Here is a 14,747-nt window from a genome sequence, read left to right as displayed (position 1 = left end):
CACGTTAGAAAGACATTTGTGTTTTTGTAGTGTCTGACACCGATTTCGTAAAAAATCAAGCTATAGTAAACCGTACCACAAATAACGACAACCCAAAGCCTTCAACCCTTACAAGAACCAGTTAAGGTTGTGTCCCTAAACACCTATGGAAGGATTTCTCACTTTTTTCCAAATTTAAACAGTTTATAATTATTCATATAATAGCAGATACATTCTATAGATAATTGTAAATAATTATAAAAGATTATGGTAGACTTATATAGGAATGGAAAAGTTGTGTTACTAGATGGCGCCTTGATTTTATGATACCTATGCAGGAGTGCCTATTCTTTTTGTTAATATTGGGATAAGGAAGGTTATAATGACCAACACACAGAATAAGACAGACGTTATATTAATTGGTGCTGGAATCATGAGTGCAACATTGGGGTCACTGCTAAAAGAATTAGTGCCGGACTGGGACATTACAGTGTTTGAAAGGCTCGATAATGCAGGAGAGGAAAGCTCTAACGAATGGAATAATGCGGGTACGGGTCATGCTGCATTGTGCGAGCTTAACTATACATCTGAAAAGTCTGATGGATCTATAGATATCAGCAAAGCTATAAAAATTAATGAACAGTTTCAGCTTTCAAGACAGTTTTGGTCCTATCTTGTAAACAGCAATCGGATTCGTAATCCGCGGGACTTTATCGTGCCATTACCTCATATGAGTTTTGTACAAGGGGAACAAAACGTCACGTTTTTAAAAAAGCGTTTCGAAGCGCTGTCAAACAATCCCCTGTTTCAAGGGATGGAATATTTCGATGACCATGAAAAAATGAAGGATTTGACTCCACTTATCATGGAAGGTCGCACATCGAATGAACCAGTAGCAGCAACAAAAATTGACTCTGGAACGGATGTCAACTTTGGAGCATTGACACGTAAGTTGTTTGATCACTTGAAAAGTAAAAACGTCGAGATAAACTACAAGCATAGTGTTGAGGATATCAAATGTACTAGCGACGGATCGTGGGAATTGAAAGTAAGGAATGTCGATAGCGGTACTGTCGACCTTCATACGGCTAAATTCGTCTTTATTGGTGGCGGCGGAGGAAGCCTGCATTTGCTACAAAAATCCGGTGTACCTGAAGGAAAAGGTGTTGGAGGATTTCCAGTAAGTGGATTATTTATGGTGTGTAACAATCCAGACGTTGTGGCGCGGCATCATGCAAAAGTATACGGCAAAGCTCCTGTTGGTGCTCCTCCAATGTCTGTACCGCATCTCGATACAAGGTTTATCGACAATAAAGAATCATTGCTCTTTGGGCCGTTTGCTGGCTTCTCACCAAAGTTCTTAAAAACGGGTTCAATGTTTGATTTGCTAAGGTCTGTAAAAATGGACAATTTCGTAACTTTGTTGGCCGCAGGTGTAAAAAATGCTTCATTGACTAAATACCTGATGAAGCAAGTTATGTTAAAGAAAGAACAACGCATGGAAACTTTACGAGAGTTTATCCCAAACGCCAAAAGCGAGGATTGGGATATCGTGGTAGCGGGTCAACGTGTGCAAATTATCAAAGATACTGAGGCTGGCGGTAAAGGAACACTTCAATTTGGTACGGAAGTTGTTAGTGACGATGATGGCTCGATAGCTGCACTGCTCGGCGCTTCTCCGGGCGCTTCTACTGCCGTTCACGTGATGCTCGAGGTATTAGAAAAATGCTTCCCACAGCATATGAAAGAGTGGGAAACGAAGATAAAAGAAATGATTCCTTCTTATGGTGTATCACTAGCGAAAAACCCAGACCTTTTCAAAAAAATTCATACGTCAACAGCTCAGTCGCTTGATCTAAGTGAAAAGGAATCGGTTTATAGCTAATTCTTTGGATTTAGAGTATTTTATCAATGTACAATTGTTTCTGTGGTGAAAAGAGTGAAAAGGCACTGAGTGAAAAAAAGAGATAAAATAGAGAATTGAGTAATCAATATCATTGAATTAAAATGTAGAACCTTTGATCTAAATTTGGATTGAAGGTTCTTTTTTTGCATTTTGAGTAAGTATAAAATTATCGGTAATTCCCTCTGAATAGTTCCGTACGTTTTAGGTGATGATAATAAGGACATATTTGCACGGGGTAAAACGAGCAACTATCCTTAAAAATTTAAAAAAGAGTTTAATTGGAGGGATTTATATGGCTACAGAAGGCCACGATAAAAAAGGGAAAGGTAATGGGAATAATAGAGGCAAAGTACCAGATGAGCAAAGAAGGGGCAAGGGGAAATCTGGTGGGCGAGGAAAAACAAGATAGCAATAAAATAGTGAAAGGTACCCGAATAATAGTCATTATTCGGGTATTTGTCATTGCATTTGAGGGCTATAATAAAACGCAGAAGTTACCGCTATGGAAGTTGCTTCTGTTAGGTGTTATAAATAAATGTAGTTTAATGGACATAATTTATTTTAAGATTAAGGCCAAGCTGTCACACTTAACAGCTTGGCCTTAAAAAATACTAATACGGCATTTCTTCTCATTGACAGTTATTTACCCTACACCGAATGACTAAAACACGCTCCCATTAATGTATATTCATAAGATGCATCACCTTCAAACCGTCTCAAAGAATGCAAAAAAGTGCTTAATCAGATCAAAACAGTAACTGAATAAATGTAATATCATATTCAAAAACACACAAAATTTTAACATTTGTGGGGTATGATAAAAGAATATGGAGAAGAGGCATTAAAAAGGGGAGGTGAATCTCTTTAGATATTTGAGATACATCAATGTTAATCCAAAACAACTCAATCTAGAAACAAGAGAATCACGCTATTAAACTAGTGAGAAGTGCCCCATGAAAAGAGGAATCTGTTTGGTGTGCTGTCTTCACTCCGTTTCTGGTAAAATAATTAGAAAAATATGTGTTACATAAAGTTGAAACGATAGGGTTGGTTCACTGGGTTTTAGCTTATAAAGGAGACGCTTAACATGAAGATAAAGAAATGGAATTGGATATTGCTGCTAGTCTTAGGGCTGTTTATGGTGGTTATCGGTATCCAGCAAATGATTGGTTTATCGGGGTCAGGAAATAATAATAATAATGAAATAAAACCAGCAACTGGACAAAATGAGGATACTAATCGGAGCGGGCCTATTATAGGAGCACAGGCACCTGACTTTACTCTAAACGGATTGGACGGAGAACCGACTTATAAACTTTCTGATTTAAAGGGAGACAAGCCTGTCCTTATTAACTTATGGGCTTCATGGTGTCCACCTTGTAAAGCGGAAGCACCAGATTTAGTTCGATTATATGAAAAATATCGAGATGAAATGGAAATTTATGCAGTCAATCTGACGACTGCTGATTCTGTTGAGGGTGCTCAACAATTTGTAAATGAATACGGTATCGAATTCCCTGTGTTATTAGATGAAGAAGGGGAAGTAGGGAAAATGTATCAGGCCATTTCAATTCCGACCTCTTATTTCATTGACAGAAGTGGAAGGGTAAAAAATAAAATGATCGGCATCACATCCCCTGATAATTTGGAAAAAATGTTTCAGGAGCTCATTGATGTCAAATAACTGTATGATGATGCCGACTTGTCATTTAGATCATCCTTTGGGACTACGGCTTTGTATCGCATCTGTGAAATAATATTTCCAGGCAATGTCTAAGCTCACAGAATCATATCGGCGTTTTTTCCTTCGCTTTATCGATTAAAATTTTCCATTTATGCAATACCCCTCTATATTTCGGGACTTTTTTATAATCACCTGGGGTTTCTATTGGATCGTCAATACCATTTACAAGAAGTGTAATTTTAAAGCTTTGCCCGGGTTCATCGATAAAATAAGAGCCGAGTTTGAACAGGTCTGCTTTTGAAAAAAGATCGTGAAGACGCAAATTGATTTGGCGGAATGCCTCCATATCGACATCTCGAGTATATCCAATGTTAATGATTAATTGTTTTCCGTCTGTGAAGTCTTTAGGTAAATAAGGCGTCGAGATTAGATATTTTAACGGCTCGTCAAACGATTCCTCTTCAACAGTATGTAAAAATAAAGGGCCCCTATTGTTTGCGATGAAACTCTCTATATCTTGAAAATCAATATTCATCTCACCTGTCATTTCAATCATTTCTTTCAACGTGTCAATCGTGTGCTCCTCGATCGCATTAAAAGTAGTGTTGGCATCACGAATCGTAGTGCTAGTATCGATGGTTTCCAACAATCCGTCACTGTTAAAATAAATAATGGAGTCACAGAGCTCTTTCATCCGAAAATATTGGGTGATTGCAGTCCGAAATCTTTTTTTGCCTTCGAACCGAAATGGAAAGCGAAAGACTCCAATTAATAATACCTTTTTCTCTTTTAATGCACATAACTGGTTGGTAAGCGCATCCGTTTCACTTGAGTTGCCTCCGATAAAGCGATAAAAACACAAGTCATTTGGTTCTAGCTTTTCTTCAATGGCTTTTTCTGTTTCAGAACGTTCACTATTCATTTGATAAATACTAACAGATGTCTCCATATTGCCTTCTCCCAACTCACTTTTTCACCATTATATACAAAGAACCACATAAAACTTGTCAGAACGTGTTGAGAAAAATGACTAGTTTTGTTGAATACGCTTTTTGAACAACCTCTAATAATAGTGCGTGTTCAAAAAGTCGCCGAATCAGAAGCAAGCAGGTCGAGGCGGCGTAGTTTTGAGTAACGGAACGTATGCTATTAATACGTGAGTAACGGAAAAACAAGCCATTTAAGGAATACAGGCTAAGACCGCCACGTCCTGTGGCAACGCCTGCATGACCCACATCGTGTGGGCCCGAGATGCGCAGCTTATCATTTGGTGACTTTTTGAACAACCTCTAATAGTGATTTGCTTCCAACATCAGCTCATTTGTGCTTCATCTATAGACGATATTCTCTCCGCATGCGAATATACGTTAAATGACTGTCCACGAATGAAACCGACAGTAGTGATGTTTAAATCTTCTGCAAGTTGGATAGCAAGGTCTGTTGGTGCTGATTTTGAAAGGACAATTCCCACGCCAATTTTTGCTGCTTTTGTGAGTACTTCTGATGAAATTCTACCACTGAAAACAATAATTTTATCTCGTACAGGTATTTTGTTTAAAATACTATGCCCATACAATTTATCAAGTGCGTTATGCCTTCCAATATCTGTTCGGTCGACTATAATGTCAGATGGATTACACAGTGCGGCATTGTGTACGCCCCCTGTATTCTTAAACACGAGACTGTTTTTCTGCATTGTGTTCATGAGGTTAATGCATTCATCGGCTTTAATCACCGTTTTGGTCATGGATGTTTTTGAAGTTCGAACATCATTTTGAAAATAGAACTGTCTACTTTTGCCACAGCAGGAGCCAATAAAACGCTTGGAATATTGTTGTTGGTTCAGTTGGATTTTTGACTTTAATGTGACGTATGCAAATCCTTGGCTTTCATCAATTTTGAGATCTGCAATGTCATCTTTAAAAAGTATGACACCCTCAGAAGCCAAGAAACCAATAACGAGTTCTTCTAGATGAGTTGGGGTGCAAACCATTGTTGCAAACTCCTCCCCATTAATGTGAATGGTAATTGGAAATTCTGTTACGATTTCATCATCCTCTTCCTGTAATTTCCCATTTTGATATTTTACGATAGGTCGTGTTTGGCTTATATTTTGTACCATGTTATCACCCTATTAAAATTGATAGTTATTTTGTAATCATATAAACATAAACTGTTTAATAAGACAAGTGACAGATTCCTCTATTTTATTTCGATAATTTTTAAAAAAACTATTGCTATATAAAGCGCTTTCGTGGTATCTTTTGAAATAGTTCATCAAAATGTAACATTTCTTGACGCGAGATAGCGCTCCTATTGTCGGTTAAATTTGTTACTTGAACTTATAAAATCGATTTACTGTTGGGCCGATAGTAGCGAATCCTGCTGTTTACTAACCGTTAATCTTCCTTGAAAAGAATGCTCGAGCCAAATTCTTTTAGGAGGATCAACGGTTTTTATTATGCAAAAAATAAAAAGGATGTGGCAATGGTGCAAAAAGTAAAAAACAGATGGCTTATTGCGGCTTCTGCTGTAGGGATACATATTTCTATAGGCTCCGTCTATGCTTGGAGTAATTTTACAACCCCTTTAACGGAACAATTTGGTTGGTCAGCAAAACAAGTACAATTAACATTTAGCTTAGCAATTTTATTTCTAGGGTTATCAGCGGCCTTTCTTGGACATTTTGTAGAAAAATATGGTCCGAGAAAATCAGGATTGCTCGCTGCTGCATTTTTTGGTGTAGGGATATTTGGATCCGGGTTTGCGGTAAATATGGGTTCATTACCTCTCCTTTATGTATTCTATGGTGTTTTAGGAGGTATCGGACTCGGACTCGGTTACATTGCCCCAGTTTCTACACTAGTGAAATGGTTTCCTGATCGACGAGGGTTAGCAACTGGATTAGCGATCATGGGATTTGGTTTTGCTGCAGCAATTAGTAGTCCAATTATGGATTCTTTAATTAATTCTGTAGGTACGGCTAGCACGTTTTATATTTTAGGAATTGCCTATTTTGTTGTAATGGTAGCCTCATCATTATATTTAGAAAAACCACCTGTTGACTGGGCTCCAAAAGGATTTAAAGAAAAGGTTGCATCTGGTAAATCTAAATTCAAACAAGATTTATCTCAATTAACAGCAAACGAAGCGATTAAAACACCAAGGTTCTATTATTTATGGTTGATGTTATTTATCAATGTGACATGTGGAATTGCCATTTTGTCTGCAGCAAAACCACTTGCTGTAGAAAGTATCGGACTTACAGTTACTGAAGCTGCAGCATTAGTCGGTGTATTAGGAATCTTTAATGGTCTTGGGAGAATCGGCTGGGCTTCTATTTCTGACTATATTGGCAGAACGAATACGTATACGACATTCTTTGTTCTACAAATTGTGTTATTTGCGGTATTACCAAATACAGAACAGGTATTGTTGTTCCAAGTAATGCTTGCAATTGTTTATACTTGCTATGGAGGCGGATTTTCGTCCATTCCAGCATATATTGGGGATTTGTTTGGTACAAAGCAGCTTGGTGCCATTCACGGTTATATTTTAACAGCATGGGCTGCTGCGGGTTTAGCAGGTCCGATGTTCGCAGCATGGATGAAGGATACAACTGGAAGCTATGCGGCTAGCTTAACATTCTTTGCAGGACTCTTTGTTATTGCTTTGATTATTTCTATGGTTATTCGTAAAGATATAAAAAAATTACAGGATAAAAATGAAGCGAATGCGAAAAACGGTGTTATAGCAAGCAAAAATTTTGCATCCTCCTAATAATAATATGGTAAAATAAAAGCATGTAAACATTGTTTTAGAGGTTGTTCAAAAGTCACCAAATGATAAGCCGCTTTTCCTTCGTGCGATGTATATTCGGGGAAGCAATCCTTGTGCTCATGTAGGTTATGTCTACACTGCGCTCCTCAAAACTACGCCGCCTCGACCTGCTTGCTTCTAATTCGGCGACTTTTTGAACACGCACTTTTAGGTAGGAGGGCACCATGAATAAGTACGAAGCGGAATTTAGTAATCTTGTTCGCTCTTTTAGAAAAAAACATATGGGAAAAGGTCCAAGTAAAATCACCACTACATTTTGCAAAAATTGGGCGATTTGTGAGATGGAAGGTAATCTATCACCAGTTGAAAAATTCATCTCAAATTCAGAGGATGGGAAGCAAGTACTTCGAGCTGCAAGAACAGAAATGGTGAAAGAAATGTATCGAAAAAATCCTCCTATCGAAATGGAAGCATTTTTAGAATGCAAGTATGTGGATCTGTTTGTTGACATTGATATTGATCGAGATTTCGGAATGTCCATCTTTATTTTTGATGAAAACATCGAAGAAAAGTATTGTAAATAAAAGGTTTGGCACTTGGTAGCGATCCTGCTGAAGACTTAACCACCGTAGATATTTTACCTAGTAAAAATATACGGTGGTTTTTTAATTATAAAATGTAAGGAGTGAGTAGAAAATGGGGGGAACAAAACACCAAGGCCCTATAAAAGTTTCTAAAGCGCCCGCACCTGAGCATTGGGTAAGTCCGATTCCGTTTGGTTTAGGTAAAGTAAAGCCTAAGCATATTCGAGATACAATGAAAATCATGTGGGAGAATAAGGACAATTTGAATTACGCCAAAAATATCCTCACAAAAGGTGTCTGTGATGGATGCGCATTAGGAGTTTCAGGTCTTCAAGATCAAACATTGAAGGGACCGCACATCTGCACAACACGTTTAAATGTTTTGCGTTTAAGTACAATGCCTGCGATGAAGGAAGAGATTGCACACGCCGATATTGATGAGCTGAAAAAGTACAGCAGTAAAGAATTACGAGGGCTCGGTCGTATTCCATACCCGTTGATTCGTAGAAAGGGCGAAAGAAAGTTTTCGCATATAGATTGGGACGAAGCAATGGATATGATTGCAGAAAAAATGAAGAAACTTGACCCGAAACAATATGGCTTTTATTTAACCTCCAGAGGAATTACCAATGAATCCTACTATGTAGCAGGAAAGGTATCTCGTTTCCTTGGAACGAACCATGTTGATAATGCATCTCGTATTTGTCATTCCCCATCTAAGACTGCACTAAAACGTTCTGTTGGAATAGGTGCTAGTAGTGCAAACTATCAAGATTGGATTGGAACGGATGTTCTTTTATTCTGGGGTTCTGTAGCTTCGAATAGTTCGCCTGTTTCAACAAAGTATATGCTTGCTGCTAAGAAACAAGGCACAAAGATTATTGTTATTAATCCATATAGGGAGCCAGCGATGGATAAATATTGGGTCCCTTCAAATGCTGAATCTGCATTATTTGGAACTAAAATTGCGGATGATTTTTATCAGGTCAACATTGGCGGAGACATTGCATTAATGCACGGAATCATGAAACATTGGTTTGAAATGGAGGAAAAAGAAGCTGGATCTGCCATTAACCACGAATTTGTGCAGGAACATGTGAATGGTTATGAGGAGCTTAAGGGGAAAGTCCAAGACCAATCCTGGGATGAGATTGAGAAGTCTTCAGGTGTAACAAAAGAAAGAATGATAGAGTTATCCGAACTATTAGCAAATAGCAGAAATGCAGTATATGCGTGGGCGTTAGGCTTAACGATGCATTCTTTTGCAACAGATAATATTTCTCAGGTTGCGAATCTTGCTCTTCTTCGCGGTCACTTAGGCCGGAAACATGCTGGTCTTATGCCATTCCGTGGACACTCTAGTGTTCAAGGTAGTGGTGAAATGGGAGCAGATCCATTTGTTCTTCCTGGCGGTGGCTGGGATGAGGAAAATGTTAAGAGAATTGAAAAGCTATGGGACTTTGAACTTCCAAAGTGGCAAGGAGACATTGTGGGTGTTTCTCTAGAAAATGCTGTTCTTCCAGATGATCATGAAAGAAAATTAAAACTCTACTATATGAGCGGTGGAAATTTCTTAGAAACAATGCCAAATCCTGATTTTATTGAAAAAGCATTATCTGAATTAGACATTCGGGTTCACCAAGATATTATCTTTAATACGTCGACACTGGTCGATGCGAAAGAAGCAGTAATTGTTCTTCCAGCGAAAACTCGTTATGAACAAGAAGGCGGTGGAACTTCTACTTCAACGGAGCGGATGGTTTATTTTTCACCTGAAATCAAAGGAAATAAGCAAACGGTAGATGAAGCCCGTACGGAATGGAAAATTTACGTTGATCTTGCAAAAAGAGTGAAACCAGAAACAGCACATCTAGTTGACTTTAAAAGTGGTCAATCTATTCGTGATGAAATAGCGCATGCAAATCCAAGCTACAATGGTATTCAGCATCTGAAAAAACAAGGTGACGTTTTCCAATGGGGCGGCGCGTGGTTATGTGAAGACGGAATTTGTCCGACGCCAGATGGGAGAGGAAATCTAATTCCAATTGACATTCCAAAACTGGATAAACCAGAAGGCACATTCTATATTACTACACGTCGTGGTAAACAGTTTAACTCTATGGTTTACAAGGAAACAGATCCATTCAACTCTGCAGGTCGTAATGATGTATTAATCAATGAAAAAGATGCAAGAGCACTAAATATAACAGATGGAGAACCAATTGTTATTTACAACCAATTTGGTACCTTTCAAGGGAAAGCTCATTTTGCGGATATAACAAACGGAAATATCGGTCTTCATTTCCCAGAAGGAAATTTCTTGATTCCAAAGGGTATCTATGATGGGCCTTCAGGAATTCCTCAATACAGTGTTGCAGTTAAAGTGGAAAAGGCGGAACGTTTTAATGCGAAAAAAGATGTTGATTATTTTGAAAAGCGAATTGAAGACTTAGAAATGGCGGTAGAGTAGGATTCCACTCTGCATTTTCGAAAACATATCAAATATGCTAAGAAAGAGCTGTCCATTAGTAATACGGGCAGCTCTCTCGTTTATATTTTATATGTCCCCTATACCTATGACTTTCGTTTTTTGATTCGACCAATTCCCAGCTCTTTCGATTCACTGTATAATGATTTGATTAAACTCATTGTCATTAAAGCGATAATTAAAGAAAAGGGAAGTGCTGCAATGATCATGGTGTTTTGTAGTGCTTGGAGTCCTCCAGTGTAAAGAAGTGCTATGGCTATTGCCGAAAGCATAATTCCCCAAGTCAGTTTAATTTTAATGCCTGGTGAGTGAGATCCGTTTGTCGTCATCATACCTAAAACATATGTGCCAGAATCCGCTGAAGTAATAAAGAACGTTCCGATGAGCACAATTGCAATTATGGAAGTGAATAAGCCCAATGGATAATTGGCAAAAACGCCAAACAAGGATTCTTCCGTCGCTAAACCAGATATTTCAGCGACACCGTTATGTTCAAGTAAGATTGCGGAACCACCAAACGTGGTAAACCACAAAAATACAACAATAGTGGGAACTAGTAATACATTAAATACAAACTCTCGGATACTACGCCCTTTCGAAACACGAGCAATAAAGATTCCGACAAATGGTGACCATGCAATCCACCAGGCCCAATAAAAAATAGTCCAACCGTTAATCCAACCACGGATTTCTTCATTTAATGGAGCAATTCTGAAGCTCATTTGTGGTAAAGTTTGTGCATATGCACCGATCGTATCGGTCAGTAAATTTAAAATAAACAACGTCGGTCCTAAGATAAACATTAACAGAAATAACAGAGCAGCAAGCCCCATATTGGCATTACTTAAAATTTTGATCCCTTTACTTAATCCCGACCAAGCAGAAATCATAAATAAAACGGTGACAATAACAATAATTAAAAATTGAATCAGAATATTTGTTGGGATTCCAAAAAGATAGGACAATCCACCATTTATTTGTACAGCACCAAAACCAAGCGATGTAGCAACACCAATGACTGTAGCTAAAACGGCAAAGATATCGATTGCTTTGCCAGTTGCCCCGTTTACCCTTTCACCAAGGATTGGTTTTAATGTTGCACTTATTAATCCTAACTTCCCGTGTCGGAAATGAAAGTAAGCGATAGACAACGCAATAATAGCGTAAATACTCCAAGCGTGGATTCCCCAATGAAAAAAAGTAAACCGGAGGGCATCCTTAATGCCTTGATCTGTGCCAAGTTCCCCTGTTGGAGAGCTAATTGCATAATGACTTATTGGTTCTGAGGTACCATAAAAGACAAGGCCGATCCCCATCCCAGCACTAAATAACATGGAAATCCAGGTGGGTCTTGAAAACTCAGGCTTATCGTCAGGTTTTCCAAGCTTTATTCTTCCAACAGGACTTATTAACAAATACAAACAAATGATGAGGATAATGGTTACAAGAATAAGGTAATACCATCCAAACGCTGTCGAGAAAAAGGATTGGATATTTGCGGTTATTCGTTCCAATGTGTCTGGAATAATTACTCCAGTGATAACAAGTATAGACAGTATTGAAATAGAAACAAAAAATACAGTATAGTTCTGCTTCATAAATGGAGCTCCTTTCTATGTAAAATTTGTGTATTTATCCAACTAAGACAAATATATTCTGTTCCTTTAGTATCTTCCTTTACCAAAAGGATTATGTAAAAGAAAAAAATACCGCTTACATAAATAAACAGGTAGACAAGAAAAAGTATCTCTCGTCTACCTGCTTGCCTTTTTAAATGATTAAATTTTATAAGAGTAAGCAATAAGTGGCAATGCGAAGTGATGAAAGGGTTAAAAGCTAAATCAATTTTGAAATTTGCAACTCATGTAATTTCTCAATGGTTGAGGAATGATTCATTCCCTTTAGCGTGGATAGTAAACTCTGATTGATCCGTTGATTTCGTCTGGCTTCTTAAGATTCCTTTTGATTTTCTTCCTTTTTTTGTTTCATCATATAAAGGTTTAGAGGTTGATCAGAGCTCGTAACCAATTGATACAAAAATGTGGAAGTTATGTTATACCCGTTTTCTATTTCTTCTGCTAAATAGTTAGCCCTCTCGTAAAGAGTGGAGCGAATATGATCGATTTTGATTAAGGCTTTCTCCATTAGTGCTTCTTGGCTTTCAACCCTACTCATCATTTCACTCTGCTTATCATCTTGTTTAGACATGTGTTCCTGAATATGTTGCATTTGTGACAGCAGTTGCTGGTTCGTCGTATCATAACTTCCTAATTGATCCACAATCTCTTTATTGGATTGACTTAAGGCGTTGATCTGATCATACATATCCTTATTTAATACACTTTCATTTTCTACTATATTTCGTAACTTCCTATTGTTTTCATCCAATTTGGTTAACCACTCTGTCGCCTCACTTTCAAATTGATCTTGTTGAATGTTTTTTTCTTTTAATTCGTTTAATTGTTGACCAAGTTTATTCCAATTATTTACTTGATTCGTTTCTTGCTGCTGGTATAAATGCTTTAAATCATGAAAGGAGTCGATTAATGAATCGTTTATTTTTTTCTGTTCTTCAACCATTTCTGAAAAATAGTTCCTTCTAAAACTTTCTTGATTTGGCTCCTTAATAGTTGAGTTGTTCTTAAAAATGTTTGGATGGTTACTCTTGTTAATAAATAAACCCATTTGTACCCAGAACCTCCCTTAGCTTATTTTTGTATTATCCTATGCATGCGAAATAATAAAGGGACATTAGGGATTGAATTATATCCAGATCATGCCTTTGCTACAAGGAAGGACATAGAAGAAAGGGCAATGAGAACCCGTACAGAGGTGACACGCCGATTCGATTTGCTTGCGATGACTGACGTACTTGTATCGACACTGTTACAGGAAGTGGTGTTCTTAGTTGACCTTCTAACTTGTCGACTTTTCACCATGCACTTATAGTGACCATATTTTTTCACTAACAAAAGATCTTCATTGAAATTAACTTCAATCTGGCTCATTATTATATAATAAATACAAGTAAAACTGTATGATATATATATAATATTGAAATTCAGCAGAGGAAGGTAGTTTATGTCAGAAGAAATCGCAAACATAACAAGAATGGATTTGAATGACAAGGAAATTATCCTTGTGGGGACTGCCCACGTATCGAAACAAAGTGCGGAACAGGTAAAACAAGTGATTGAATCGGAAAGCCCAGATTCTGTTTGTGTTGAGTTGGATGAACAAAGATACCAATCAATAATGGATGGAAACAAATGGAAGGATATGGACATATTTAAGGTCATTAAAGAAAAGAAAGCTACTTTGCTTTTAATGAATCTTGCTATATCATCCTTTCAAAAACGGATGGCAAAACAATTCGGAATTAATGCAGGGCAAGAAATGATTCAGGGGATTGAATCCGCAAAGGAAATGAACGCTAACCTAGTGCTTGCTGATCGAAATATACAAGTAACCTTTGCCCGCATTTGGCATGGGGTAGGCTTTTGGGGCAAGGCTAAGCTTCTTTTACAAATTATGTTTAGTATATTCAATAACGAAACCATCACAGAAGAGGAATTGGAAAAGTTAAAGTCCCAAGATATGCTGAATGCGATGCTGAAGGATTTTACAGAGCACTTTCCACGACTAAAAACGCCTTTAATAGATGAGCGGGATCAGTATTTAGCTCAGAAAATCAAGGATGCGCCTGGTAACAAGGTTGTTGCTGTATTGGGAGCTGCTCATGTCCCAGGTATTAAAGAAGAAATTCATAAGGAACATGATTTAGTACGTTTGTCAAAAGTTCCACCTAAATCTAAGGGTCCTAAATTGATTGCATGGTCAATCCCAGTTCTTATTCTTGCAATTATTGCATATACCTTTTTAGCAAATCCTTCTGCTGGATTCCAGCAAACGATAAGCTGGATACTGTGGAATGGCTCCTTTTCCGCAATTGGGGCAGCGGTTGCTCTCGGTCATCCGCTAACCATTATTACCGCTTTTGTAGCGGCGCCAATAACATCCTTGAATCCTTTAATTGCAGCTGGTTGGTTTGCCGGAATTGTACAAGCCTTTTTGCGTCGACCGAGTGTAGCAGACTTTGAAACACTTTCTGAGGATGTTTTTAGTGTAAAAGGTTTTTGGAGGAATAAGGTGTCCCGCATTTTACTGATCGTTGTTTTGGCGAATTTGGGAAGCTCGCTAGGAACATTCATTGGTGGAGCAGATGTAATCCGGTTGTTTCTAGAAAACCTTTAGAGTACATGAAATTGTTTGTTGAACGTTCACCTTGCGAACAAAAAGTTTATGGAATTTAAATGAATGACGATT

The 14,747-nt window shown here is 37.9% G+C and carries 11 protein-coding genes; 7 read left to right on the top strand and 4 right to left on the bottom strand.

Annotated features, from left to right (window positions below):
- Positions 1–340 precede the first annotated feature (340 nt).
- A complete protein-coding gene (locus NC797_RS08350; RefSeq protein ID WP_272436356.1) occupies positions 341–1,864 on the top strand; it encodes a malate:quinone oxidoreductase in 1,524 nt (507 codons plus the stop codon).
- Positions 1,865–2,972: 1,108 nt separating this feature from the next.
- Positions 2,973–3,569 (top strand): TlpA family protein disulfide reductase, encoded by a 597-nt coding sequence (locus NC797_RS08345; protein WP_272436321.1) that lies wholly within the window; start codon positions 2,973–2,975, stop codon positions 3,567–3,569.
- A gap of 103 nt (positions 3,570–3,672) precedes the next feature.
- Here the strand turns inward: NC797_RS08345 and NC797_RS08340 are convergent, their stop codons facing one another.
- A complete protein-coding gene (locus NC797_RS08340) occupies positions 3,673–4,518 on the bottom strand; it encodes an FtsZ/tubulin family protein (protein WP_272436320.1) in 846 nt (281 codons plus the stop codon).
- 363 nt (positions 4,519–4,881) lie between these two features.
- Positions 4,882–5,691 (bottom strand): formate dehydrogenase accessory sulfurtransferase FdhD, encoded by an 810-nt coding sequence (gene fdhD, locus NC797_RS08335; protein ID WP_272436319.1) that lies wholly within the window; start codon positions 5,689–5,691, stop codon positions 4,882–4,884.
- A gap of 365 nt (positions 5,692–6,056) precedes the next feature.
- Between fdhD and NC797_RS08330 the strand changes: the two genes are divergently transcribed.
- The 3 genes from NC797_RS08330 (at position 6,057) to NC797_RS08320 (ending at position 10,403) form a co-directional block, all read left to right on the top strand.
- Complete coding sequence (locus NC797_RS08330; RefSeq protein ID WP_272436318.1) at positions 6,057–7,349, top strand: L-lactate MFS transporter; 1,293 nt, start codon at positions 6,057–6,059, stop codon at positions 7,347–7,349.
- A gap of 224 nt (positions 7,350–7,573) precedes the next feature.
- Entirely contained in the window at positions 7,574–7,933 is a 360-nt protein-coding gene (locus NC797_RS08325; RefSeq protein ID WP_272436317.1) for a Na-translocating system protein MpsC family protein, read from the top strand.
- A 112-nt stretch (positions 7,934–8,045) separates the two neighbouring features.
- Positions 8,046–10,403, top strand: a complete 2,358-nt coding sequence (locus NC797_RS08320; protein WP_272436316.1) for an FdhF/YdeP family oxidoreductase — start codon at positions 8,046–8,048, stop codon at positions 10,401–10,403.
- Between the two features lie 104 nt (positions 10,404–10,507).
- Here NC797_RS08320 and NC797_RS08315 read toward each other — a convergent pair whose 3' ends face one another.
- Both NC797_RS08315 and NC797_RS08310 read right to left on the bottom strand, forming a co-directional pair.
- Positions 10,508–12,019: a glycine betaine uptake BCCT transporter gene (locus NC797_RS08315; RefSeq protein ID WP_272436315.1), complete on the bottom strand. Its 1,512-nt coding sequence runs from the start codon at positions 12,017–12,019 to the stop codon at positions 10,508–10,510.
- Positions 12,020–12,371: 352 nt separating this feature from the next.
- Positions 12,372–13,106, bottom strand: a complete 735-nt coding sequence (locus NC797_RS08310) for a hypothetical protein (protein WP_272436314.1) — start codon at positions 13,104–13,106, stop codon at positions 12,372–12,374.
- A gap of 45 nt (positions 13,107–13,151) precedes the next feature.
- Here NC797_RS08310 and NC797_RS08305 point away from each other — a divergent pair, with 45 nt between their 5' ends.
- Positions 13,152–13,370, top strand: coding sequence for a hypothetical protein (locus tag NC797_RS08305; protein ID WP_272436313.1), 219 nt, complete (start codon positions 13,152–13,154; stop codon positions 13,368–13,370).
- Between the two features lie 132 nt (positions 13,371–13,502).
- A complete protein-coding gene (locus NC797_RS08300; protein ID WP_272436312.1) occupies positions 13,503–14,675 on the top strand; it encodes a TraB/GumN family protein in 1,173 nt (390 codons plus the stop codon).
- Positions 14,676–14,747 lie beyond the last annotated feature (72 nt).

The organism is Terrihalobacillus insolitus (genome assembly GCF_028416575.1).
Classification (GTDB): Bacteria; Bacillota; Bacilli; order Bacillales; family Amphibacillaceae; genus Terrihalobacillus; species Terrihalobacillus insolitus.
Note: the sequence above shows the minus strand (reverse complement) of the source record. Positions and strands in the feature narration are given on the sequence as shown.